Here is a 23,192-nt window from a genome sequence, read left to right as displayed (position 1 = left end):
TCACTCGAAGAAAAGAAGAAGTGCGGCAAAGGTCAGTGCCAGCGTCAAGCAGGCATAGACAGGCAAACGCATGGGCAGGGCATCATCCACACCTGCACGAATCAGCCCCCAACGAATCAGCAAGGTCAGCAGCACGGCGCCCAGCACACACACCAGCCAGGCCGGGAAATACGAACCCGCCACATAGACCGACGGGGCAAGAGAACATCCCCCCAACAAGGGCAAGACAGCCAGACCGGCTAGTAGCGCACGCATGCGTGGCATCTCCCTGATTATTGTTAAACCGATCTGCGCATGGCGCCCTGATCGCTGCGACGAATTGTACCTGAGCCCTTTCAAAGACATCATTTATATCTCTGCCGGATTAAGCAACTGTGTATCTATGATTTTCACGAGTATAGTGACAAACATCTTTCTGATAGGGTCTCAATAACCTCGGTTATTTACACAGAGTTGCCATGGATGACGTAAACCTGACTTTAAGCATGCTGGCCGCCGTTTTAATCAGCAACAGCGTGGTCAAGATAATACCTGTTGCCATCCCTGCCCCTCTCGTACAGATTCTGCTGGGCTTTCTGATTGCCGGCTGGTTCAATCATGGGATGACCCTGAATCCGGATCTGTTCTTTTATCTGTTTCTGCCGCCCTTATTATTTCTGGATGGCTGGCGCATTTCCAAGGAAAGTTTAATTCGGGACCGAATTGGCATTCTGGTTCTGGCTTTTATTCTGGTCTTTTTAACGGTATTCGGATTAGGCCACGTGCTGCACTGGCTCATTCCTGCCATGCCTTTGCCAGTGGCCTTCGCCTTGGCCGCCATTGTCTCGCCAACTGACCCAGTTGCCGTCTCGGCCATTACCCGCCGCGTGCCTCTGCCGCCACGACTGCAGGCCTTGCTGGAGGGTGAATCCCTGTTCAACGATGCCAGCGGTCTGGTTGCGTTTCGACTTGCTGTAGCCCTGGCCCTGGGCGGCTCTTTCTCCATCACGTCTGCCAGCCAGAACTTCCTGTGGCTAACGCTGGCCGGCCTGGTCGTGGGCGTAGTGACCACGCGTGCCCTGCTTTTTCTGCGTAATCTCTTTGTGCGCCGCTGGGGCGAAGAGCCAGGGCCAGAGGTTCTGTTCAGCCTGCTCCTGCCTTTTGCGTCCTACTTCCTGGCCGAACAAATGGAGGCCTCTGGCATTCTGGCCGCTGTCGCGGCAGGCGTGACCATGAGCTACGCCGAGCTCTCGGGCAATGCACTGGCGGCCACCCGTATGCAGCGCAAGACCGTCTGGGACACCTTGCAACTTAGTTTGAATGGCATGATGTTCGTCCTGCTGGGCGAGCAACTACCCGCTATCTTTCGCGGCGCGGTACAGGTTGTCCAGGAGACCGGCCACCATAATCCAGCCTGGCTGCTGGTCTATGCGGTCGCCATGTGTACCACCCTGATTTTGCTGCGCTTTCTATGCGTTTACGCTTACCTGTGGCTACGACGCGGCCTGTCCCTGCTGGGCTTGCATCATGATGCTGAGACCGCACAAGCCAACCCGCGCCTGGTGCTGGTGCTGTCCATTGCCGGGGTACGGGGTGCCGTCACCCTGGCCGGTGTCATGACCTTGCCGCTCACTCTTGCCGATGGCAGTCCTTTTCCTGCCCGAGATCTGGCCATTTTCCTGGCCTCCGTCGTCATTATCGTGTCACTGCTGACGGCCAGCCTGGCCCTGCCACCCATCATGAAACGAGTCAGCTTCCCTGCCCTGCGTCGACGTCAGGAGCAGGAAGAACGGGCCGAGCAAGCCGTACGGCACGCCAGCGCCCAGTCGGTGGCGCAGACATTGAATGACTTGATTGCGCACAATCCCGAGTCCTCAGGGGCGCGTTACACGGCCATGGCCGACCGCGTCCTGGGCACTATTGCTCACAGCCCTCAAGGCGACGGACTGGAGCCGGATCTGGCAGAACAAGCACTGGAAAAAGACATGCAAATCCGGGCCATCCACGCCGCGCGTGAGGCCGTTTACACCTTAGCTCGCACACACCAGATATCCGATGAAATCGCTCGCGAACGGGTCCGCCTGCTGGATCTGATCGAACTGCGTATGTCTTGAGTCCGCCTTCCTTTCATTTATCGTTGATTTTTTAGGACGCCATGCAGACTTACTCCTACCTGGGCCAGTCCCCTGCCCTGCGCCAACAACGCCAAGCCTATCGTCACGGCTTGCCAGCCTGTGTTTGCGCCCACCCCTCCATTCCCTTCATTCACAAGCGCTTGAGTGCATCAGCCAGTTTCGCCCCCAGCGCGGTCCCTGCAGGCCCGGCCTTCCAATCCAATAATGCCCTGGATCAGAAACCCATCGCCCTGGCTCCCAAACTGATCCTGAGCAATCTGCGCCTGTTTGATGGTGAAACAACAGAGCTGAAAAACGGGCTGGCCGTCCAGATTGACCAGGGCCGCATCACTGCCGTCATGCCGGTTGCCGAGATTCCGGCCGACGCCACCGTCATGGACTGCCAGAACAAAGTCTTGATGCCTGGCCTGATCGACGCCCACTGGCATAGCCTCTTGTGCGCTGTCGACCAGATGACCGCCATGATGGCCGACCCGGCCGACCTGCATTTGATTGCCAGCAAAGAGGCCGAGCGCACCTTGCTGCGCGGTTTTACCACCGTGCGCGATGCCGGTGGCCCCAGCTTCTCCTTGAAACGCGGTATTGATATGGGCTTGCTGCATGGCCCGCGCATCTATCCTAGCGGCGCCATGATTGCGCAAACCGGCGGCCACGCGGACTTTCGTATGCGCTACGAAGTGCCACGCGCAGAAGGCGAGCTAAGCCATACCGAACGAGCAGGTGTAACCTGCATTGCCGATGGCGCCGACCAGGTCCTGCGTCGTGTTCGTGAGCAACTGATGCTGGGCGCCAGCCAGATCAAGCTGATGGCCGGGGGTGGTGTCACCTCCTTGTACGACCCACTGGAAGGACTGCAATTTAGTGATGCCGAACTGCGTGCCGCGGTGGGCGCCGCCAGCGACTGGGGCACCTACGTGATGGTGCACGTGTACTGCGCTCGTGGTATCCAGCGTGCGATCAAGGCAGGCGTGAAATCCATCGAACACGGCCAACTTGCCGACGAAGAAACCGCCCGCATGATGGCTGGCGAAGGCGTGTGGTGGAGCCTGCAACCCTTTTTGGCCGATGAAGACGCCAACGTCCAGCACGACCCACGCAGCAAGGCCAAGCAACAACAAGTTGCTGTAGGAACCGTACGTGCCTACGAACTGGCCGATAAATATCAGATCCAGACCGCCTGGGGCACGGACATTCTGTTCACCCCCGCCCATCTACCACACCATGGCCGCATGTTGTCCAAGCTGACCCGTTTTTACAGCCCACTCAAGGTGCTGAAAATGGCGACCGGAGATAATGGCCGGCTGCTGCAACTGTCGGGCCTGCGCCAACCGTACGAAGGCGAGCTGGGCGTGATCCGAGCCGGTGCCCTGGCCGATCTGCTGTTGATTGATGGCGAACCCGAACAAAGCCTGAGCTTTCTGGAGCAGCCCGAACAGAACCTGCTCTTGATCATCAAGGACGGCAAGATTTACAAGAACGCCCTGCCCGCCTGAAACCTCATCAAGGAGCTCCCATGCCCAACGAAGTGATGCAGTTATTCAAATTGCTTGGTCTGGGGCTGGCATTTTTGCTGCCCCTGGCCAATCCCCTGACTTCAATGGTGATGTACCTGTCGTTGGGCGAAACCTTGAGCGCAGCAGAAAAGAAGCAGCAACTGCGTCAGGCAACGCTGTATGTCATTCTGGCCTTGCTGATTACCTACTACGCCGGTTTGTGGATTACTTCGGCACTGGGCATTTCCATGGTGGACATGCGCATCGGGGGCGGGCTGATCGTGGCGTATATCGGCTTTCGCATGCTGTTTCCCCCCACTGTCAGCGACGTGGTTTCCAAAGCAGCCGATCAGAACACCGCTGCCCACAACAATATCGCCTTTGTTCCACTGACCCTGCCCTCCACGGTCGGTCCCGGCACTATGGCTCTGGTTATCAGTGCCTCCTCCAAAATGGCTGGCATGCGCGGGCACTATGCGGAATGGGTGCTGGTGGCCACGCCCATCATTCTGGCCATCCTGATTGGTTTGATCTTTTTCATTTGCCTGCGCTCCTCGCTCAGCATCGTGCGTGTGATCGGGCATAACGGCGTCGATGCCATTTCACGCATCATGGGGTTCTTGCTGGTCTGCATGGCCGTACAACTCGTCCTTGAAGGCGGACAGCAGTATGCTGCTACGCTGCTGACTCATTCTGCTGCCTCCTGAATTTATGTCTATGACTTGTTTTCCTGCATTGCGTCTGACTCTGGCTGTGACGGCCGCCCTGACTCTGGCCGCCTGCGCGGCGCCTGATCACAAACCCATGGCCCAGGCCATGCCCGAGCAAGATGCGCCGGAACCACCTCGCCTGACATTGGCCGACTACAGCGGCCCGGATCAAAACCAGCCAGCGCCCCGCGTGCAAGCCCATCACGAATACAGCCTGCCTGAACTGATCGACCTGGCCCAGCGCCTGAACCCCAGCACCCGCATTGCCTGGGGCGAGGCCCAACAAGCCGCAGAAGCTGCCGGTATGGTGGAAAGCACCTACCTGCCCTTGATCTCCGCCAGCGTGGTGGGCGGCTATATGCGCAGCGACCGCGACAGCAGCGTGCACATTCTGGGCAGAGAAGTCGATGTGGACTACGACACCCATTTAAGTGGCGCCGTCCCTTCCCTGACCTTGAAGTGGCTGCTGTTCGACTTTGGCAAACGCGCCGCCTTGCAAGAGGCGGCCGACAAACTGGCCATGGCCAGCCGGATTACCTTCAGCGGTGTGCATCAAGCCGTGATTGCAGAAGTATCCATCAGCTACTTCAACTACAACTCGGCCCGCCAACGCGAGCAAATCTCTGCCCAAGGGCTGAAAAATGCGGCACTGATTGAAGATATCGCCCTGGAGCGGCAGCGCAATGGGCTGGGCACCCAGATTGAAGTCGCGCAGGCACGACAACTGAAAGCCCAGGCACGTTTGCACCATGTGAATGCCAGCACTCTGGCACGTCAGTCTTATCAAACGTTGCTGGGTGCAATTGGCCTGTCCCCGGAAACGGAGCTGAAAGTCGCCGATAGCGCCACCCGCCCCCTGCCCAAGGATCTGGATATCCCTGGCAATGACACACTGAAAAAAGCCATCGCCCAGCGGCCCGATGTACAGGCCCTGCAAGCCGCCCATCAGGCCAGCCTGGCAGGCATAGACTCAGCCGAAGCCAGTTTCATGCCCAAGCTGGCCTTGATGGGTTTTATCTCCAAACGCATGGGTTCATTAAGTGTAGGCAGCCTGCCCGAAGTCAGCCCGCAATCCTCCTCCCGAGGCGCCGTGCTGGCCCTGAATATCCCGATCTACGACGCTGGGCTACGCAACAAGCAAGTACGCGAAGCCCAGTTGCGTGCCGACACCGCGCGCGAACGCGTCGCCAAAACCGAACAAGACGCCTACAAGCAAATGATCATCGCTGCCGACGCGCTGCGAGCTGCTCTGGAGTCTCATCAAGCCGCCACCAGCCTGGTCGAGGCGGCACAAATCACTTACCAAGGTGCGCTGGAATCCTATAAGGAAGGTCTGACCGGCATGACCTTGCTGACCGAAGCGCACAGCGGTCTATTGGGTGCACAAGAAGCCCAGACTATGGCTCATACTGCAGGTTTGGTCGGCTCTGTAAACCTGGCCTTTGCCATGGGCGAACTCAATCAAGCCCCCAAAACCCCTGGGGATGCCACCAAGTAGTAGGCAAAGAAGAAGCAAGCCACACTCTACTTGGGAGCAAAAATAAAAAGGGAGCCATGCAAGGCTCCCTTCTCATGTAGCAACCGCTACTGCAGCAACTTACTGCTCTTCAATCGCATCCAGCGCCTTGGCAAGGCGCTCCACCGAGCGCTCCAGATTGTTCAGCTTGTCCAGGCCAAACAGACCAATTCGGAAGGTCTTGAAATCGGCAGGTTCATCGCATTGCAAAGGCACGCCCGAGGCGGCTTGCAAACCAGCCTTGGCAAACTTCGCGGCCGAATGTATCCCGTCGTCCGTGGTGTAGCACACCACTACGCCCGGCGCCTCAAAGCCCGGTGCCGCCACGCTGCGGAAACCATGTTCGCTGAGCAAGGCACGCACCTTGCGGCCCAGTTCCAGTTGACGATTGCGGATCCAGTCAAAGCCCAGAGCTTCCGTCTCGGCCATCGCCTCTTGCAGCACTTTCAAGGAATCCGTCGGCAAGGTGGCATGGTAGGCATGAGCCCCACTCTCATACGTTTCCATGATCTGCAGCCACTTGCGCAGATCGCAGGCAAAGCTGGTGCTGGTCGTGGTCTCAATGTGCTCACGAGCACGCTCGCTTAACATCACCAGACCGCAACATGCCGAGCCAGTCCACCCCTTTTGCGGGGCGCTGATCAGCACGTCCACACCCACATCCTTCATATCCACCCACACGGTGCCCGATGCAATGCAATCCAGCACAAACAGACCGCCCACCGCGTGCACGGCATCGGCGACCTGACGCATATAGTCGTCGGGCAACATAATGCCGGAGGCTGTTTCCACGTGCGGGGCAAACACCAAAGCTGGTTTTTCAGCCTGAATTGCGGCAACCACTTCTTCGATAGGGGCCGGTGCATAAGCGGCCTGCTTGCCTTCCTCAATCGGGCGTGCTTTCAGAACCGTGGTGCTGGCGGGGATGGAACCCATGTCAAAAATCTGAGTCCAGCGGTAGCTGAACCAGCCATTGCGTATCACCATGCACTTTCGGTCCGTTGCAAACTGACGGGCCACCGCTTCCATGCCAAACGAGCCACTGCCCGGCACAACAATCGCCGAATGTGCCTGATAGACCTGTTTGAGCGTGCGAGAGATTTCACGCATCACTTCCTGGAAGGTCTTGGACATATGGTTCAAGGCGCGGTCGGTGTAGACCACCGAATATTCAAGCAGGCCGTCCGGATCAACGGGAGTGCTGGTTTGAGACATGAAAACCTCGGAATTCAGATGTAGAAGATATAAGGATCGAAGGATTTTAGACCAAGCCGCTTGGTACGGGCAGCTTGACCCCAAGACCCTTCCGGTCAGAAGAAATTGCACAGACAGGCCGAACAAGAACAACCTGAATGAGAATTATTGCTATTATTCACTATTCTTTTTTCCGCCTGCTCCGCTAAGCCGCTCCATGTCTCACCCTTCACGTCCCATAAAAGCCTGGCTCGCCTCGTATAGCGAGCTGTTTGGCGTATGGCGGCGCAAGGCCGAGAGCCGGGAAGACGCGGAAGATGCCATGCACGACACCGTTGTGGGCATGCTGGAAAACAACACTACCCTGATCGACAACCCACGTGCCTATCTGGCACGAGGCACCAACAACCGTCTGATCAGCCGCCATCGCCACCAAACCGTCCTGACTGTTTTACCCTTGGACGAGCTAAGCGATACCGAGCATCCGCGCCAGGCCGGGGCTGACAGCCACGCCCAGTTTGAGCAATTAGCCGACGCGCTGGTGAACGCGCTGGCCGACTTGCCCCCAAAATGCCGAGAGGTCTATATCAAGCATCGACTGGAGGGCTGGACCCATACCGAAATTGCCCAGGACATGGCCCTTTCCCGCAGCATGGTGGAAAAATACATGACTCGTGCCTTGCGTCACATCCATGAACGGCTGCACCATTACGTACCTGACTGACGCCATGTCGTACACAAAGCCCGCGCCATGACCCACCCCTCTTCCTCCGACGAACTGGATCACCCCAGCGATGCCGCTCATTGGTTCGCCCGACTGCAATCGGGGGAAGCCAGCGAGCAGGACCACCACGCCTTCCAAGCCTGGCGGGACGCTGATCCTGACAACGCGCGCCGCTACCGCGAGGTGGAGTACCTGTGGCGCGCCAGCCAGGCCGTCCCGGAAGAACGCCTGCGCAGACTGCTGCCCCACGCCCCTGGTCTTGTGCCATCCCCCAAGCGCCGTTATCTGACACTGGGTTTGGGCGCGCTTGGCATGCTGGCCCTCTCGGCCGGAGCCATCCATCAGTCGGGCTGGTTGAACCCGGTAGAAGAAACGGTACAGTTGCTCACTGCCAAAGGCGAACGTCAGCAAATCACCTTGCCCGATGGCTCTGTTGTGGACTTGAATACCGACACCATCGCCCAGGCTCGTTTATCTGCCTCCAAACGGGAAATCGAACTGCTCCAGGGTGAAGCTTTTTTTGCCGTCCAACACTACCAAACCCTGCCCTTTATCGTGCGCACCGACTTGGGCACCGTAACCGTCACCGGCACCCGCTTCAATGTGCGACGGCTGGCAGACAGCCTGCAAGTCAGCGTTCAGTCCGGCTCGGTCAAAGTGGAGTCCGGTCCTTGGTGGCGTCGCCAGGAACGCCTCCTGGAGGCGCAGCAACAAGTCCTGTTACGCCAAGGTGCGGAGCCCGGTCCGGTACACACGGCCGACGTGGAAAGCCTGACAGCCTGGCAACGCGGCAAGATCATTTTCAAGAACACGCCTTTGGAAGTGCTGGTACAGGAAATGGCTCGCTACCTGCCCCAGCCCTTGACGCTGGACGCCCCCGCCCTGCGCCAGCACCGTATCTCCGGTATTTTCGATGTCGACCAACCCGAAACCGTCGTGAAGGCCTTACCGGCCATTGCCCCAGTCCGGGTCCAGAGCGATGCGTCGGGCGTGCAGCATATTGTGGCTCACTAAAAACAGAGCTTCCTGGGCCTGTTACAAAATAATCATGATTCTCATTCCGGTGATTGAGCACCTTGTGCGTCTAGGTAGGTGAAGGAGGCTATCCCGTGCAGGACAGCCCCCTGAGTCCCTTTGGCCAAAGGCTGGGCGCGTCTATCGCGCGAGATGTATTTTCATTGGAAAACGTAGGATCGTGAGCCCCTTTACCCCACGTCGTCGCCACTCGCCCCTTTTGCAGGCGAACTTGAGTGCCTTGACCTTAAACCTGAGTCTGGCCTTCAGCCTGGCCCCTTCTGCTGTGCAGGCCCAGCAAACTGTCTCTATTCAGATCCCTGCCCAGCCCTTGGGCGATGCCCTGCTGAAACTGGGCGAACAGACCTCTTTGCAGATTTTTTTCTCTCAGGATGTAGTTGCCGGACGCCAAGCCCCCTCGGTCTCGGGTCATCTGGCACCTGAGCAAGCCTTGCGTCAATTGCTGGACGGCAGTGGCATCAACTACACCCGAGACGGCAACACGGTCACCTTGTCAGCCGGTGTGACTCAATTGACGCCAGTCACGATACGCCGCGCCCCCACAGACACCGCTGACAGCTACGTCGCACTAAACAGCCGCGGTGGCAAGCTGGACGTGCCCTTGATCGAAACCCCGCGTTCGGTCTCCATCGTCACGCAAAAGCAGTTAAAGATTCTGGCCCCGCAAAGCATTGAACGCGCCCTGGCTTACACCCCTGGCGTTCAGACTGACGTGTCCGGCTCGGGCGACCTGCGCATGAGTGGCGCGGTGATACGTGGCTTTAGTGACGGCAGTGCCTACTACAAAGATGGCTTGAAGCAACTCTCGGCAGGCACCTACGGGTCCTGGAACGATGATATGGACAGCCTGGACAGCATCGAAGTGCTGAAAGGCCCGGCCTCGGTCCTGTATGGACAGGGACGCCCCGGCGGCGTGGTCAACGTGGTGTCCAAGCGCCCCACAGCCGATCACGTGAACAGTCTGGGACTGGGCTATGGCAGCTACCAGCGCCGTCAGTTAACGGCGGATCTTGGTGGAGCCTTGAACGACGATCAATCCCTGCTGTATCGCCTGAATTTGTCCGGGCGCAAAAGCCATGGACGCACCATAGACTCGCGCGACGATCGTGTCTCGGTGTCCCCCGCCCTGCTTTGGAAACTGTCGGACCGGACCAGCCTGACACTGTTGGGTTCGTATTCGCGTGAACGAGGCACTCCCAAGTCCTGGTGGCCCAATCTGTTTTATTACCCCGAAGTCACTGACCTGCCGCTCAAACGCACCGCCGGGGACCCGGCGTTTGACTACTTCAATCGCGACACCAAAGCCATTGGCTATGCTCTGGAGCATGACACCGAAAGCGGCTGGCGCTTGCGTCAGAACCTGCGCTATTCGGAAATCGACATTGATTACCGCCATATCTACGCCATGGCCGTTCTGGCCGACCAGCGCAGCGTCTCCCGCGCCAGCCTGGCCCAGGAAACCAAAGGCCGCACCTTCACGGTAGATAGCCGTGTCGGCAAGGACTTTAACTGGGGGCCGTTGGAGCACACCCTGGAATTTGGTGTGGACTATCTGCGCTACAAAGAAAACGACGGTTTGGGCTTTGGCTGGAACGTACCTGACCTGGACATGCTCGACCCGGTATACGGGCTGTCCATTACACCGCCCGAACTGGATTACTCCGAGCGCGATCTGAAGCAAACCGGGATTTACATGCTGAACCAGCTGAAATGGGACCAGTGGGTTGCCAATGTCAGCTTGCGTCACGACACTGCTCGCACCGTACAAAGCAGTGCGACGCAGCCGCGCATGACGGACCGCGCCACCACCGGCAGCGCGGGCTTGCTGTACCTGTTTGACAATGGTGTGGCTCCATACATCAGCTATTCCACCGCCTTTGACCCCACAACAGGGCGGGCCGCCGATGGCACGGCATTCAAGCCGCGCGAGGGCAAGCAATACGAAGCCGGGGTGAAGTATCAGCCACCGGGAACCGATGCCCTGATTACCGCTGCGGTGTTTGACCTGCGCCAGACCAATGTCACCACGCCCGATCCGAACTTCCCGCGTTTCAGCGTCCAGACAGGAGAAGTACGATCCACGGGTATCGAGCTGGAAGCCAAGCTGCCCATTAGCTCTCAGCTCAACCTGATGGCGGGCTATACCTATCTGGATCCACGGACTACGCAGAGCGAGCGCCCGGCAGAAATTGATCGGCAGACGTTGCAAACCGCACGTCAGACCGCCAGCCTGTGGCTGGACTATCGGCCCCAGCAAATTCAGGGCTTGATGGTGGGGGCGGGTGTACGGTATCGAGGCAAATCGCCCAATGATGTACGGCCGGATGGCAGCCTGAACTACAACCCTTCTTTCACCTTGGCAGATATGGCGGTGGCATATGAGACGTCCCGCTATCGGGTAGCCCTGAACGTCAACAATGTGTTCAACAAAAAGTATTACACCGGCCAGTTCCGGGGCATGGAACGGGAAGTGATGTTGAACATGAATTTGTATTGGTAATCATCTTGCTGAACAGGAGGCTGTCTTGCCTGACACGTACAGTCTCCTCTGACTGAGTGCAGCGGCAGGCCGCGTCTTTCTTGACTCGGCCTGCTGCTCTGAGTACCGTGATGAGCACGTTTCATCTAGTCCGGGTTTCATCATCATGCAGGTAGCACACTTCAGCCAGAACACCTTGGGACGCGATATTGCGGTTGGCGATATTCACGGTTGCTTCTCCAAGCTGAAAACGTCTTTAAAGCGGATTCGTTTTGATCCGTCCAAGGACCGCCTTTTTTCGGTGGGCGATCTGGTGGATCGTGGTCCGGAGTCGCATCATGTTCTGGAGTGGCTGGACCTGCCCTGGTTTCATGCGATTTGTGGCAATCACGAGCAGCTGACCTGGCGGCGGGCGATTGGGCAGCCTATTCAGGAAGTGGATCATCGCGTGCATGGTGGGCTATGGCTGGACGATTGCACCTCGGACGAGCAGGCACTGATCGCTCAACGTCTGCAAGCCCTGCCTTTGGCGATGGAAATAGAAACGCCCTTGGGACTGGTGGGTATGGTTCATGCCGACTTTCCCTACGACAATTGGCAGCACATTCATACCGAGGGTTTTGATGCCAATGACCGCTATGTCTGTATGTGGTCCAGGGATCGCTATGTGACTGGCTACGATGGCATGGTAGAGGGTCTTCGGGCTTTGGTGCATGGGCATCAGACGACGCACAAGATGCGGCAATTAGGGAATGTGTTTTTCATTGATACCGGCGGGTGGCTGGATCATGGGCATTTCACCTTGCTGGATTTGAAGCGCTTGGTGGCTTTGTAGGGTCTTTCGGTTCTTCGCTCTCAATTAGAGATTGTTTTTACCTAATTAGTCTCTGGGAAGGCGCTGTTTCGGTCCTGCTGGGGTGTCGGGGCTGAGCACTGGCCGGCGCTGCGCGCCGGTACCCTTGTCGAGAACTCGATCGGGGCGCATCCTGAACTCGCCGGGTACTTGGTCCCCCGGACCAAGTACAAGCGTCCGGCTCAAACAGCAGGACGCTTGTACCCCCGATCGAGCCCTCGCCTGCGGCCAGTACTCTGAATCGCCCCAACACCCCAGCAGGACCGAAACAGCTCTCAGCGATTACTTGCAAAGACAATCCTTATGCGGCAACTGATTGCTGCTTATTGTTTACTGAGTGCTGATGGCTAATGGCTAATCGCTAATGGCTGATGTTCGACTCGCCTTGAACACGGAATCAATGACACTACGTCTGATGACGTACAAACCTGTCTTCGTCAATGTCGGTACTGGCCTCGTCTCTCGATGTATCTACGATTACCTGAACAACAACCATGGTGACAGGCGCTTTGGCTTCAAAGACAAGCTACATGCTACAGATTACAAACTACAGCTTGGTGCTCCAGGAGATCCTCAACAAGATTTATGCTCCAATGAAGCACCAGGCACTCGATAACTAGCAGTTGGTCCCGATTTCTCTATCCCTCACCCTCACCGCCAACTGTTGAAAACGACGATTAGCCAATAAACCTCGCCCCTCCCCCTCAAGCCCCCTGCGCACCTACGGCAACAGAAAAAACCACATATAGCCAGATCCCAAAAGAACGGAAGTCTCATATTTATAGTCATTGTGAGCCGGTCTGGGCCGGGGGGCCGTCCTCTGGGCGATTCAGGCTTCTTGCCGCAGGCAGGCTTGCTATTCGGGGTTCAAGCGTCCTGTTGTTTGAGCGAAATGCTTGTGCCTTGTCCGGGGGACAAGGCACTTTCGCGAGTTCAGGATGCGCCCGAATAGCAAGCCTGACCAGGGCACCGGTGCGCAGCACCGGCAAGGAGCCAAGCCCGGAGGACGGCCCCCCGGCCCAGACCGGCGTTTTCACGAGTCACTATCTAAACATGCAGGCTCTCTGCACTCCTTATCTCCCAACCCTCCTGCTCCACACCCCCCCACTCCTCAACACTCAGGAAAACGAAGAAGAAGAAGAAGAAGAAGAAGCCCAAAACAAAACCGCCTCAGTTCCCAAAAGAAACTGAGGCGGTCTCATCTTCAAACAAACAGCAAACAGGCCAAAGGCTTACTTCTCCACGCCCCCACCCAAAATCACGCCGTTCACCTCCTTACCGTAGTAACTTTCCTCGCCATCATGGAACTCCACACGCGCTTGCTCAACCGTCCCCTTCTGACGAGCATCCTTGGGACGCTCATGACTGTTGATGTAAGCCGCTACGTCCCAGGCATCCTGATCGGACAAGGAGAACGGTTTACCCAAAGGCATATTGGCCTTGATGAAACCAGCAGCCGTATCAATACGAGCCATCCCTGCACCCCAGTTATACGAGTTGGGGCCCCACAAAGGCGGGAACACCACGCCACTTTCGGCATCCTTCTGCCCCTGGCCATCGACCGCATGACACAAGACACAGTTGTTGGTGTAGACCTCTTTACCGCGTGCTACGTCATAGCCCAGTTCGGTCTTCTTAACTTTGGGGAAACCAGCACCCGGCAACTTCTGACCCGTAGGCGCCCCATCGGACATCCAGTACATATAAGTCATCAAGTCACGATACACGTCGCTGCCAGCGGGCGGCGCAACACCCGAGGGCGAAGCCTGCGCATTCATGGAATAGGTAAAACAGCCAATGATGCGATCTTCCAGCGTGCTGATCGCCTTGGTCTTGGCACGATAGGCGGGATAGCTGACATAGGCTCCCCACATAGGCGCAGAGTGTTCACGACGACCACCGTCCAGGTGGCAGTTCACACAAGCCAAGGTATTGCCCACGTGATCCGACACCGTGGTCGAGGTTTCCATAAAGATCTTGTGACCGCGACGAACCGCCTCGCCATACGGCGTATCCGGAATGCTGCTCTCTGGCGGTGGCACGTAATAACCATCTGCGCCTACCGGCATACCAGCCGTGACCGAATGCTTGTCCTTGCTCTGTGCCTTGCGATCGGCTTCCATGGCCTCACGACTATAGGTGGCCTCGCCAAGCTGGATAGTGCCCTTGTCGGGCGAACCCAAGGAAAAGGACAACCAGCCCTTGGCATTCAAACCGTAGCCAATCGCAAAAAGCAGCACACCAATACCGGCCCCCCAGGCCAGTCTGCGTCCACCCGACATGGTGGATTTGCTGCGACCATTTTTTTGAGTGTCTTTCATAAAAAGCTCTCTGTTCTGATCTTATTTCGCCTGCTTGCCATTGGCTGGCAGCGAGGCGGCGTAATAGGAAACCGCATACAGGTCCTCGTAGGACAAGCGCGATGCGATGTCATCCATCAGGCTTTGCGGCGAGTTGTGACGATGGCCGCCTTTCCAGGCCGACAACTGACTGAACAAGTACTCGGCCTGTTGCGCAGCCAACGGCGGGAAAGACGTACCTACGCCTTCACCCTGACTGCCGTGGCAACTGATACATGCAGGCACGTTCTGCTTCCAGTCCCCTTTATGGAACAGGGCTTCGCCACGGGCCAGGTTCGCTTCCGAACTGGGCACATTAATGGCGGGAGCAGGCAGCTTGGCGTAGTAAGCAGCCAGCTCTTTCATATCCTCAGGCTTCAAACCGCGAGCTACGTACTGCATGGACTCGTTCAGGCGTGTACCTTGAGCAAAATCCTCCAGCTGCTTGAGCAGATACGCCTCGGGTATACCGGCCAAACGAGGAGTGATGCCTGCGCCTTCACCGGCCTCGCCGTGGCAGGAAGCACAGCTCCACACACTGCCCTGCCCCGAATGCACCAGTACGGGCGCATCCTTCAATGCGGGAATGGCTGGCACCACAGGGGTGCCGCCTGCATTGGAAGCAACGATAGCAGCGGTCGGCTTGTCCGCTGCGGCATGTGGCGCCAGATCGTGCAGGTAAAGACCCACACCGGCCAAGGCCAAGGCGAACAGCACAGCCAACAGGAAGATCGGAATGGGACGCGGTGGCTCCCACGGCTCGAAGGTGGGGTCGATGTTCTCGACCTGGGGCGAACTAGAAACTTTTTCCATTGTCATGACTTGTCCTATTTAGCGCCCGAATCCGTCGAGGCTTCAGCGGGGCGACGATCGTAGCCACGGTCACGTTTATCCAGTTCCTGCGCGCTGGTCGCATAGGTGCGATCCAGAGCCAGCAGGTACTCCACCAAGTCCAGCGCTTCCTTGCGAGCAACCACATGCTTGCCCGCAGGCTGCAGGGACTCTGGCAAACGCACCACTACATCGCCTTCGGAAACCTGGTCTTTCAGCTCGAACATATAGGGATAGGACGGCATCAGGCTCCAGTCAAAAATCGCACGGGGCTGATACAGGTGGGTCAAATGCCAGTCACGGCTTTTCATGCGCGCACCGACGTTAAACAGGTCCGGACCGGTACGCATGGTGCCCAGCAGGTGGGGCGAATCGTAAAAGTAATCGCCCGGTGTGGACGCACGGCCCCAGCCACGTGCCGTATCAAACAGGGTTTGACCGGTAGAGCGTGGCTGCTGGCTGTGACAGTACAAACAGCCGTTGGCCACGTACTCGTCACGCCCCAGCAGTTGCTGGGCGGTATAGGGTTGCAACTGCTCCGGCGGTTCCGAGGTACGCAATTGCCAGGCTGGCAAAATCACCAGCATCAAGGTAGCCAGCAGCAACACGCCAATGGCCCCGATTAGTAAAGGTAAGAGTCGATTCATGACGCATCTGCCCGAGCAAGTGTAGGAGTCGCATTAACAGCGGAACCTTTGCGCAGCAAGAGCAAGGCAAAGTGAGCCGCAAAGACAAAGTGGCCCAGTGTCATCATGGTGCCGCCAATAGAGCGGGCTTCCAGATACGGAACCATCTTGCGAGTGATCTCGCCAAAACTTGAACCTGGGTCCATCAAGCCCATGCCCTGCACCACACCGGCAATGCTCAGAGCCAGCACGTAGATCGTGAAGCCTGCCGTCACCAGCCAGAAATGGGTTTTGATCAGAGCCGGGAAGGGCCAGCGACGTCCCAGAATGTGCGGCATCATGTAATACAGCGTGCCGAACATCACCATGGACACAAAGCCGTAGGCGCCCAGGTGAGCGTGACCGACGGTGTAATGTGTGAAGTGCGTCACCGAGTTCACCGAGCGGATCGCTTCCAGCGAACCCTGGAAGGAGGACAAGGTGTACATCAGCGCGCCAATCCAGACGAAACGCAGGGCCATGGATTGCTTGAAGGCCCACAGGTTCTGCGCAACGGTTACGTGCTGGTTAATGGCCACGGCAATCACCGGCACAAACATCATGATGCTGTGCACCACGGACAAGGTGACGGCCCAGGTTGGCACCGGACCGCCCATCAAGTGGTGAATACCGACCTGGCTGTAGAACAGCGCCAGACTCCAGAAACCCAGCAAGGACACGTTGTAGGAATACACGGGCTTGCCGATGATCTTGGGGATGATGTAGTACGCCGCCCCCACACCCATAGGCGTCAGCCACAGACCCAGCACGTTGTGAGCAAACCACCAGTTCACGGTTGCTTGCTGAGCACCGATGTGCAGACCGGGGATGTTGGACACCAGAAACAGGAACGGAAACCAGACCATGCCGGCCAGGAAATACCAGCCCGACACATAGATGTGGCGCGATTTGCGGTTGGCGGCGGTTTCAATGGCAGGCCAGGCCAGGAAAAAGCCCCCTACTGCCAACAGAATGTCGATCTGCCAGGGGAATTCCAGCCACTCGATCCCGTCGGACCAGCCATTGGCCACGGCAATCGTGCCGCCCAGTACCCCCAGGGTCCACAAGGCGGCGCCGAAGTACACCATATTGGGACGTCGCAAAGGCGTATGAAAAATACGCGGCAACAACCACAGGGCCACGCCAATCCCGGTCACCGACAACCAGCCGTAAGCCACGATGTTCAGGTGCAAGGTACGCGCACGACCAAAGGTCACTTGTGCCACGTCGGCCAGCCAATCGGGCCAATGCAATTTCAGCGAGGCCATCACGCCAAACACCGAACCGATCAGCAGCCAGGTAATCCCGACCGTGACCAGAAGCAGAACCGGCCCCCGACCACTACGGTCAATACCGGCACGCAAAACGTCAAAGCGATGTGTCTGTGCTTCGTTCTCCCCCCCAAAGGAAGCACTATCATCCGGCTGACCAAGCTCACCTTTCATGAAGATGGTCTCAGCTTCGTTCTTCCCAACGAAGATCAGCTTGTTTGCCACGGCCCAGACAAGAATGCCCAGTGCCACCAAAGAGGCGACAAAACTGGTCGCCAGTAATATTCCTAATATAGGAGTCATGTGAATAAATGCCCGATATCTGTCATGCGGCTAAGCCTAAAGAAACGTCATTGCCCAAGCCGGTTTTATTAAAAAAGTAAGTACCGAGATACAAATGCAATGCAATCTACATCACAGTAGAGGATCAGGATTAAGGCCAAATTAAGAGAACTTTCCCTCTCGCCCCTGCCCTCAAGACTGCTAACATGAACGCCGAAACGTAATAAACATCAGGCTTTGCCTGCACAAGCCGCATTTACCACAGGGGGGAGAATGCACGTTTTACTTGTTGAAGATGATGCGCTCGTCGCCAGCGGAATTGTGGCGGGCTTGCGACTGCATGGGCTGACCGTGGACCACGTGGGCACGGCCAGCCTGGCCGACACGGCCTTGCTGTCTTCGCACTTTGATGTCTGTATTCTGGATCTGGGTTTACCTGATCAGGACGGGCTGACGCTGCTGCGGCGTTGGCGCGAACAAGGCCGTAAACTGCCCATTCTGATTCTGACGGCTCGCGACGCCCTGCATCACCGGGTTGAAGGGCTGCTGGGTGGGGGCGATGACTATGTCATCAAACCTTTTGACCTGGACGAGCTGCTGGCACGCCTGCATGTATTGACACGACGTGTGGCGGGCCACGAAACAGATTGCATTGAATATGGGCGACTCAGTTTCTGTGCCTCCACCGGCCATGTCACCCTGGACGGCAAGCCAGTCAGTCTGGCGCGACGTGAGCTCTCCTTGTTGCGTGCCCTGCTCAGCAAACCGCACACCATCCTGAGTGCCGAACAACTGTGCGACAGCGTCTACGGCTACGATCAGGATCTGGAAAGCAATGCCATCAATGTGCACATCTACCATTTGCGCCGCAAGCTGGGCAGCAATATTGTCGAGACCGTGCGGGGCCTGGGCTACAAACTGGGGCCTGCCGGTTAGGTATTTCACACCATGAGCCTACGCCTTAGATTGCTGCTGGTTATCGGCATTTCCCTGACCGTGCTCTGGAGTGCAGTCGCCACCTGGATGCTGATGGATGCACGCCACTCCTTGCGTGAAGCGCTGGATAGCCGACTGGCAGCATCGGCCCGCATGGTGGCTGGACTGGTTGCCCAATTTCCAAACTTGCAGGAGTTGGCCCAATCCGCAGAGCGCCCCCTGGACATCATTGCCCGAGATGGGGTGGCTTGCGAAATCAGTGTGGTGCGCAGCGAAGTAGAAATTCAGGCGGTCAGCCGAACTGCGGGTAGCCCGGATATGTCACAAGTGGCTTTGGGCTTTGGCACGCACGTGCATGGTGGCAAGCGCTGGCGCACCTTTGTGCTGCGCGAAGGCCATATTCAGATTGCCGCCGCCGACAGCATAGAAATACGCGAAGCACTGGTACGGGAAATCATGCTCTCGGCTGGCCTGCCCTTTGTCGTGGCCTTGTTTGGTAGCCTGCTGCTTTTGTGGGTTGGTATCGGTCACGGCCTGGCTCCCCTGGAGCGAATTCGGGACATGCTGTCGCGCCGTCGTCCCGGGGACGACAGCCCACTGCCCAAAGTCAACGTCCCGGTTGAGCTGCAACCCTTGCTGCGAACCCTTGAGGAACTACTGGAGCGGCAACAAGCCGCCATCATGCGCGAACGCCGCTTTACCGATAGCGCTGCCCACGAACTGCGTACACCCCTTACCGGAATCAAAACCCATATTCAAGTTGCCCATCTGGCTGCCCAGCGTCCTGGAGAACGCAACACGCTGGATACGGCCTTGAGCCAGGCAGACCAGGGCGTGCAACAGCTACAGAACATTTTGCAGCGGCTGCTGGAGTTGGCACGGCTGGACGGGCAAAGCGCCCGAATGGAAAGTAGCCAGGCCGACGAGGCGGTATACGCTGCCCTGCATGCCCTTAAAGCCATCTACGGCGACACCATAGACCAGATCACGCTGGATATACGCAGCAAACCCGGCCCGGTGCAGATTGAAAAATCCCTGCTGACAGTGGCCGTACAGAATCTGATCGACAATGCCTTGCGCTATACCAAAGCCCAGCAACCGATCAGCCTGCGGATTGAAGCAGGAGAGCCGGGCTATCTGCGTCTCAGGGTGCTGGACCACGGTCCCGGATTAAGCGACAGCGAACGGGATCTGGCCATGAACCGTTTTTGGCGCGGCTCGCAACAACAGGCGGGCTACGGCTTGGGCTTGTCGATTGTGAACGCGATCGCCACCCAGCATGGCGGAACGCTGGAGCTGCTGAATCGCAAAAGTGGCGGGCTGGAAGCGCGTCTGACCGTGCCCCTTGCCGACCAGGGCAACTAAAACCAAGCCACGCAATAAAAAAAGGCCGGAGCCCATCAGGGTCCGGCCTTTTCTGTTTGACGAGGTGCTTGCCTGTTTCAGGCAAGCCCATCATCAAAGAATTTGGATTTTAGTTGCGCATGGGCCTTTTTGGCCTGCACCTTCGATGAAGGAAACGCGTTGGTTCTCTTCCAGAGTTTTGAACCCGGTTCCCTGAATTTCACTGTGGTGTGCGAAGAGATCCTTGCCGCCGTTCTCCGGCACGATGAATCCGAAGCCTTTTTCGCTGTTGAACCACTTCACAATACCAATTTCTGTCTTCAAAATAAGTCCTAAATGTAATAACGATCAGAGAAAAAAATTTTCTCTCCCTGAACTATCCTCCGATTGCGTCCACAAAGATAGCTCCGTTACTTTTTAATTGTAAAAATCCGGAAATTCTGTTGTTTCCTGAGCCTGTCCATCCTGTTTGTCTAGCGCCGCCCTTGCATCCGGGATGCCACTGCGCACCATGTCCGGGCCAGTTGCCCCTGCCATCTCCAACACAAGAACGCCTGGGGAAAAGCGCCGCCATTTCAGCGCCAAACGGTATTTGAGGCCTGAACAACTTACTTCAGCCTATAAAAAATCCCCACGCAATCAAAGCACTCTTGGCTATACTGGCTCGCACTTAGCGGTCTACTTATCCTGATTGACGTGTGTCATGTCATGATCACGAGGAACATACAATGAATCGTAGAAACTTCCTGCTGGCCACGCCGGCTGCCGCATTTGGAACCCTGGTTCTGCCCTCTGCCAGCCTCTCGGCCCCCTCCATCATTACCAACACCAGCCAGATCCTGCCGCGCCACACCAAGGGCCCGCGCATTGTCATTTGTGGGGGCGGCTGGGGTGGGATGACAGCTGCCAAGTACCTGTCCAAGCTGGTGCCCCAGGCACAAGTGGTGCTGATCGAACGCAACCCCACGTTCTGGTCCGGCCCCATGAGCAACAAGTGGCTGATTGACATCGTCAACACGGATTTCCTGAACCACGACATGCTGGCGCCCTCCATCAAGTACGGCTACAGCCTGGTTCATGCCGAAGTCACCGCCATCGAGCGCGACAAGAAAACCGTGCGCACGACCCAAGGCGCGCTGGAGTACGACTACCTGATCCTGTCGGGCGGCATACGCAATGCCTACGATGCCTGGTTTGGCAATGACACTTACGCGGCGGAATACACCCGCCAGCACTTTCCCAACGCCTACATCCCGAATGCCGAGATGTTTGCCTTGAAGAACAAGCTCAAAGCCTTCAAGGGCGGCACCATTGTGATGACGCTGCCCCCGCCACCGCATCGCTGCCCGCCCTCGCCCTACGAGCGCGCCTGTTTGATGGCCTGGCATATCAAGACCAACAAGATTCCGGGCAAGATCATCATTCTGGACCCCAAGCCCACCATTGCCCCGATTGGCGAGGGATACCGCGCAGCCTTCCAGGAGCTGTACCCGGACATCATCACCCACGTCCCCAATGCCCGAGTGCGTGAGGTCGATCCCTTCAAGAAGCACATCAAGACCACCGCCGGCGATTTTGATTTTGACGACGCGGTGCTGATGCCCCCGCACCAGGCCGCCGATATGGTCTGGAACGCAGGCCTGATCGGTACAGGCCCCGATGGCAAACCCACGGGCTGGGCCAATATTGACCCACGCCTGTTCACTGCCCGCGACGACGACAATGTCTACGTGGTGGGGGACTCCATGGGCTTTATTTCCGACCAGTTCGGCCACTACCCCAAGAGCGCCCACGTGGCACACGCCGTAGCCAAGATTGTTTCCCAGAACCTGGCCGAACGTATCGCGGGCAAGGAAGTGGTGCCCGTGCTGCCGGATAATCTTTGCTACATGATGGTCAACGGAGATCCGCAAGAAGAAATCTCGGTCAAGTTTGAATACGAGCTGGACGCAAGCGGCAAGGTTCTGCAAACCCAGATCGATATGGATGTCCGTACCTCCGACCTTGTTCAAGAAGACTTCCAGTGGATCAAGACCCGTTTCAATGACTTCCTCTAAACTTCCCTCCCGTTTTGTCCGCCGCCGCCAGCTTGTACTGGGCAGTGCCGCCGGACTGGGTGCCGCGTGGCTGCCCCTCAATCTGCATGCGCAAGTTGCCTTTGATCAATTGCTGAAACCGGCCACTGCGGCCCAGGTCCAAGCCATTGTGGACGAGTTCCTGAAAGGCGCCAGCCCAGAAGAAAAAGGCATGAAGCTGGATATGCCCGCTCTGGGCGACAACCCCGCCGCAGTGCCCGTCAAAGTGGTGCTGGACTTGCCCGCGAGCGACGATGTGTACTGCCAGGAACTGATCATTCTGGCCCAGGGCAACCCGCATCCGCTGGCCTGCCGCTTTAACTTCACCGCCCTGGCCGGAACAACAGAAGTCGCAGTTCGCCTGCGCCTGATTGAAACCCAAACCATCCGCGCCCTGGCACGGTTAAGCGATGGCCGCGTCCTGAGCGCCCAGCATCACATCACGGTGACTGCTGGCGGCTGCGGCATGTAAACAAGGGGCACTCATGAGTAAACCACGTATCTGGATCAGCAATGCCAAGCCCAAGGCGGGCGACATTGTGCGCGTGCGCGCCCTGGTCGAACACCGTATGGAAAGCGGTCTGCGCCTGAGCAAGGAAGGCCAGGTTGTGCCGCGCAACATCATCCACGAATTCAAGGCCACCTTTAACGGCGAGCCCTTGTTCAACTGGCAGCCGGAAACCGCGATTTCCCAAAACCCGTACATTGAATTTACCTTTGTCGCACGACGTTCCGGAGTGCTGGAAATGAGCTGGACGGACGATCAAGGCGCTGTCATTACCGGCCAGACGGAGCTGAGCATCAGCGACTGATTGCGGACCAGTTCCAGCCCGGCCCCCTGACCTGCCCCATTCAGCGCCCTTAACGGGCGCTGAGTTCATAACAGTGTTCTATATAGTCATACAAGGTGGGCGTAAGGGGAATGCTACGCTGAGCGTCCTTTCCTACAACGATGCACATTGACAAGAAGAATGCCCATGTCCCTCTCTCTGGTAGGTCGTCTCCTTTTTGCCCCCGCCTTGCTCGTGGCCAGCAGTGCTACCGCACCGGCCTGGGCCAGTTCCACGCTGGACATCAAAACGGTGGCCAGCTCCTGTGCGAACTGTCACGGCCCGGATGGGCGTTCCACGACCATCATTCCCTCGCTGGCTGGCCGCCCCGAAGCGGTGTTGCTGGAGCAACTGCGCGCCTTTGCCTCCGATACGCCTCCGGCTGGCACCACCATCATGAGTCGCCTGGTCAAAGGCTACCAGGATGCGGATCTGGAAGCCCTGGCACGTTATTTCTCTGCAGTCTCCTCCACCCCTCGCAGCGTTGCGGAAGGACGTTAA

Annotated in this window: 21 protein-coding genes; 14 read left to right on the top strand and 7 right to left on the bottom strand. The window is 57.6% G+C overall.

Going from position 1 to position 23,192, the window contains the following annotated elements; genetic code table 11:
• Positions 1-255 carry a YtcA family lipoprotein gene (locus M2Q46_RS00880; RefSeq protein ID WP_179136438.1) on the bottom strand — a complete coding sequence of 85 codons (255 nt, stop codon included), beginning with the start codon at positions 253-255 and terminating at the stop codon, positions 1-3.
• A 203-nt stretch (positions 256-458) separates the two neighbouring features.
• Here M2Q46_RS00880 and M2Q46_RS00875 point away from each other — a divergent pair, with 203 nt between their 5' ends.
• From M2Q46_RS00875 to M2Q46_RS00860, 4 genes are read left to right on the top strand one after another with little or no spacing between them, the layout of a single operon-like run.
• On the top strand, positions 459-2,093 hold the full coding sequence (locus M2Q46_RS00875; protein ID WP_060186963.1) for a Na+/H+ antiporter: 1,635 nt from the start codon (positions 459-461) through the stop codon (positions 2,091-2,093).
• Positions 2,094-2,134: 41 nt separating this feature from the next.
• On the top strand, positions 2,135-3,607 hold the full coding sequence (locus M2Q46_RS00870) for an amidohydrolase family protein (protein ID WP_083053824.1): 1,473 nt from the start codon (positions 2,135-2,137) through the stop codon (positions 3,605-3,607).
• Positions 3,608-3,627: 20 nt separating this feature from the next.
• Positions 3,628-4,314 (top strand): MarC family NAAT transporter, encoded by a 687-nt coding sequence (locus M2Q46_RS00865; protein WP_009460989.1) that lies wholly within the window; start codon positions 3,628-3,630, stop codon positions 4,312-4,314.
• A 10-nt stretch (positions 4,315-4,324) separates the two neighbouring features.
• Positions 4,325-5,815, top strand: coding sequence for a TolC family protein (locus M2Q46_RS00860; RefSeq protein ID WP_256868597.1), 1,491 nt, complete (start codon positions 4,325-4,327; stop codon positions 5,813-5,815).
• A 99-nt stretch (positions 5,816-5,914) separates the two neighbouring features.
• On the opposite strand, the gene M2Q46_RS00855 is transcribed toward M2Q46_RS00860, so the two are convergent.
• Positions 5,915-7,048 (bottom strand): aminotransferase class V-fold PLP-dependent enzyme, encoded by a 1,134-nt coding sequence (locus tag M2Q46_RS00855; protein ID WP_302356333.1) that lies wholly within the window; start codon positions 7,046-7,048, stop codon positions 5,915-5,917.
• A gap of 196 nt (positions 7,049-7,244) precedes the next feature.
• On the opposite strand from M2Q46_RS00855, the gene M2Q46_RS00850 reads away from it, so the two are divergent.
• The 4 genes from M2Q46_RS00850 to M2Q46_RS00835 all read left to right on the top strand — a co-directional run bounded on the left by M2Q46_RS00850 (position 7,245) and on the right by M2Q46_RS00835 (position 12,100).
• The gene (locus M2Q46_RS00850) at positions 7,245-7,751 is read left to right on the top strand and encodes an RNA polymerase sigma factor (RefSeq protein WP_035268361.1); all 507 of its coding nucleotides are present in this window, start codon (positions 7,245-7,247) and stop codon (positions 7,749-7,751) included.
• A 27-nt stretch (positions 7,752-7,778) separates the two neighbouring features.
• On the top strand, positions 7,779-8,765 hold the full coding sequence (locus M2Q46_RS00845) for a FecR family protein (RefSeq protein ID WP_302356331.1): 987 nt from the start codon (positions 7,779-7,781) through the stop codon (positions 8,763-8,765).
• A gap of 286 nt (positions 8,766-9,051) precedes the next feature.
• The gene (locus tag M2Q46_RS00840) at positions 9,052-11,286 is read left to right on the top strand and encodes a TonB-dependent siderophore receptor (RefSeq protein WP_302357037.1); all 2,235 of its coding nucleotides are present in this window, start codon (positions 9,052-9,054) and stop codon (positions 11,284-11,286) included.
• A gap of 145 nt (positions 11,287-11,431) precedes the next feature.
• Positions 11,432-12,100 (top strand): metallophosphoesterase, encoded by a 669-nt coding sequence (locus tag M2Q46_RS00835; protein ID WP_035268369.1) that lies wholly within the window; start codon positions 11,432-11,434, stop codon positions 12,098-12,100.
• Positions 12,101-13,350: 1,250 nt separating this feature from the next.
• Here M2Q46_RS00835 and M2Q46_RS00830 read toward each other — a convergent pair.
• From M2Q46_RS00830 to M2Q46_RS00815, 4 genes are read right to left on the bottom strand one after another with little or no spacing between them, the layout of a single operon-like run.
• Complete coding sequence (locus tag M2Q46_RS00830) at positions 13,351-14,439, bottom strand: c-type cytochrome (protein ID WP_060186960.1); 1,089 nt, start codon at positions 14,437-14,439, stop codon at positions 13,351-13,353.
• A 21-nt stretch (positions 14,440-14,460) separates the two neighbouring features.
• On the bottom strand, positions 14,461-15,276 hold the full coding sequence (locus M2Q46_RS00825; protein WP_035269192.1) for a cytochrome c: 816 nt from the start codon (positions 15,274-15,276) through the stop codon (positions 14,461-14,463).
• A gap of 8 nt (positions 15,277-15,284) precedes the next feature.
• The gene (locus M2Q46_RS00820; RefSeq protein WP_009461016.1) at positions 15,285-15,935 is read right to left on the bottom strand and encodes a cbb3-type cytochrome c oxidase subunit II; all 651 of its coding nucleotides are present in this window, start codon (positions 15,933-15,935) and stop codon (positions 15,285-15,287) included.
• Entirely contained in the window at positions 15,932-17,527 is a 1,596-nt protein-coding gene (locus M2Q46_RS00815; protein WP_031232271.1) for a cbb3-type cytochrome c oxidase subunit I, read from the bottom strand. The genes M2Q46_RS00820 and M2Q46_RS00815 overlap by 4 nt, the downstream gene beginning before the upstream one ends.
• A gap of 252 nt (positions 17,528-17,779) precedes the next feature.
• Here M2Q46_RS00815 and M2Q46_RS00810 point away from each other — a divergent pair, with 252 nt between their 5' ends.
• Together M2Q46_RS00810 and M2Q46_RS00805 are read left to right on the top strand one after the other, a co-directional pair.
• Complete coding sequence (locus tag M2Q46_RS00810) at positions 17,780-18,442, top strand: response regulator (RefSeq protein WP_021446792.1); 663 nt, start codon at positions 17,780-17,782, stop codon at positions 18,440-18,442.
• Positions 18,443-18,454: 12 nt separating this feature from the next.
• On the top strand, positions 18,455-19,807 hold the full coding sequence (locus tag M2Q46_RS00805; protein ID WP_060186959.1) for an ATP-binding protein: 1,353 nt from the start codon (positions 18,455-18,457) through the stop codon (positions 19,805-19,807).
• A gap of 93 nt (positions 19,808-19,900) precedes the next feature.
• Here M2Q46_RS00805 and M2Q46_RS00800 read toward each other — a convergent pair whose 3' ends face one another.
• Positions 19,901-20,110, bottom strand: coding sequence for a cold-shock protein (locus M2Q46_RS00800; protein ID WP_009461028.1), 210 nt, complete (start codon positions 20,108-20,110; stop codon positions 19,901-19,903).
• A 404-nt stretch (positions 20,111-20,514) separates the two neighbouring features.
• Between M2Q46_RS00800 and M2Q46_RS00795 the strand changes: the two genes are divergently transcribed.
• The 4 genes from M2Q46_RS00795 to M2Q46_RS00780 all read left to right on the top strand — a co-directional run bounded on the left by M2Q46_RS00795 (position 20,515) and on the right by M2Q46_RS00780 (position 23,192).
• Positions 20,515-21,843 (top strand): FAD-dependent oxidoreductase, encoded by a 1,329-nt coding sequence (locus tag M2Q46_RS00795; RefSeq protein ID WP_088452466.1) that lies wholly within the window; start codon positions 20,515-20,517, stop codon positions 21,841-21,843.
• Positions 21,830-22,333: a thiosulfate oxidation carrier protein SoxY gene (locus tag M2Q46_RS00790; RefSeq protein WP_088452464.1), complete on the top strand. Its 504-nt coding sequence runs from the start codon at positions 21,830-21,832 to the stop codon at positions 22,331-22,333. The genes M2Q46_RS00795 and M2Q46_RS00790 overlap by 14 nt, the downstream gene beginning before the upstream one ends.
• Before the next feature lie 13 nt (positions 22,334-22,346).
• Complete coding sequence (gene soxZ, locus M2Q46_RS00785) at positions 22,347-22,673, top strand: thiosulfate oxidation carrier complex protein SoxZ (protein WP_088452462.1); 327 nt, start codon at positions 22,347-22,349, stop codon at positions 22,671-22,673.
• 165 nt (positions 22,674-22,838) lie between these two features.
• The gene (locus tag M2Q46_RS00780; protein WP_052159242.1) at positions 22,839-23,192 is read left to right on the top strand and encodes a c-type cytochrome; all 354 of its coding nucleotides are present in this window, start codon (positions 22,839-22,841) and stop codon (positions 23,190-23,192) included.

The sequence above is a fragment of the Alcaligenes sp. YSL9 genome (assembly GCF_030515105.1).
Taxonomy (GTDB): domain Bacteria; phylum Pseudomonadota; class Gammaproteobacteria; order Burkholderiales; family Burkholderiaceae_B; genus Alcaligenes; species Alcaligenes phenolicus.
The sequence above is the reverse complement of the archived record's forward strand: the minus strand, read 5'-3'. Positions and strand labels throughout refer to the sequence as shown.

Bases quoted from the DNA above. Each gene is read 5' to 3' on its own strand.
- M2Q46_RS00880 (WP_179136438.1), bottom strand. From the start codon at position 255: ATGCGTGCGCTACTAGCCGGTCTGGCTGTCTTGCCCTTGTTGGGGGGA.
- M2Q46_RS00875 (WP_060186963.1), top strand. From the start codon at position 459: ATGGATGACGTAAACCTGACTTTAAGCATGCTGGCCGCCGTTTTAATC.
- M2Q46_RS00870 (WP_083053824.1), top strand. From the start codon at position 2,135: ATGCAGACTTACTCCTACCTGGGCCAGTCCCCTGCCCTGCGCCAACAA.
- M2Q46_RS00865 (WP_009460989.1), top strand. From the start codon at position 3,628: ATGCCCAACGAAGTGATGCAGTTATTCAAATTGCTTGGTCTGGGGCTG.
- M2Q46_RS00860 (WP_256868597.1), top strand. From the start codon at position 4,325: ATGACTTGTTTTCCTGCATTGCGTCTGACTCTGGCTGTGACGGCCGCC.
- M2Q46_RS00855 (WP_302356333.1), bottom strand. From the start codon at position 7,048: ATGTCTCAAACCAGCACTCCCGTTGATCCGGACGGCCTGCTTGAATAT.
- M2Q46_RS00850 (WP_035268361.1), top strand. From the start codon at position 7,245: ATGTCTCACCCTTCACGTCCCATAAAAGCCTGGCTCGCCTCGTATAGC.
- M2Q46_RS00845 (WP_302356331.1), top strand. From the start codon at position 7,779: ATGACCCACCCCTCTTCCTCCGACGAACTGGATCACCCCAGCGATGCC.
- M2Q46_RS00835 (WP_035268369.1), top strand. From the start codon at position 11,432: ATGCAGGTAGCACACTTCAGCCAGAACACCTTGGGACGCGATATTGCG.
- M2Q46_RS00830 (WP_060186960.1), bottom strand. From the start codon at position 14,439: ATGAAAGACACTCAAAAAAATGGTCGCAGCAAATCCACCATGTCGGGT.
- M2Q46_RS00825 (WP_035269192.1), bottom strand. From the start codon at position 15,276: ATGACAATGGAAAAAGTTTCTAGTTCGCCCCAGGTCGAGAACATCGAC.
- M2Q46_RS00820 (WP_009461016.1), bottom strand. From the start codon at position 15,935: ATGAATCGACTCTTACCTTTACTAATCGGGGCCATTGGCGTGTTGCTG.
- M2Q46_RS00815 (WP_031232271.1), bottom strand. From the start codon at position 17,527: ATGACTCCTATATTAGGAATATTACTGGCGACCAGTTTTGTCGCCTCT.
- M2Q46_RS00810 (WP_021446792.1), top strand. From the start codon at position 17,780: ATGCACGTTTTACTTGTTGAAGATGATGCGCTCGTCGCCAGCGGAATT.
- M2Q46_RS00805 (WP_060186959.1), top strand. From the start codon at position 18,455: ATGAGCCTACGCCTTAGATTGCTGCTGGTTATCGGCATTTCCCTGACC.
- M2Q46_RS00795 (WP_088452466.1), top strand. From the start codon at position 20,515: ATGAATCGTAGAAACTTCCTGCTGGCCACGCCGGCTGCCGCATTTGGA.
- M2Q46_RS00790 (WP_088452464.1), top strand. From the start codon at position 21,830: ATGACTTCCTCTAAACTTCCCTCCCGTTTTGTCCGCCGCCGCCAGCTT.
- soxZ (WP_088452462.1), top strand. From the start codon at position 22,347: ATGAGTAAACCACGTATCTGGATCAGCAATGCCAAGCCCAAGGCGGGC.
- M2Q46_RS00780 (WP_052159242.1), top strand. From the start codon at position 22,839: ATGTCCCTCTCTCTGGTAGGTCGTCTCCTTTTTGCCCCCGCCTTGCTC.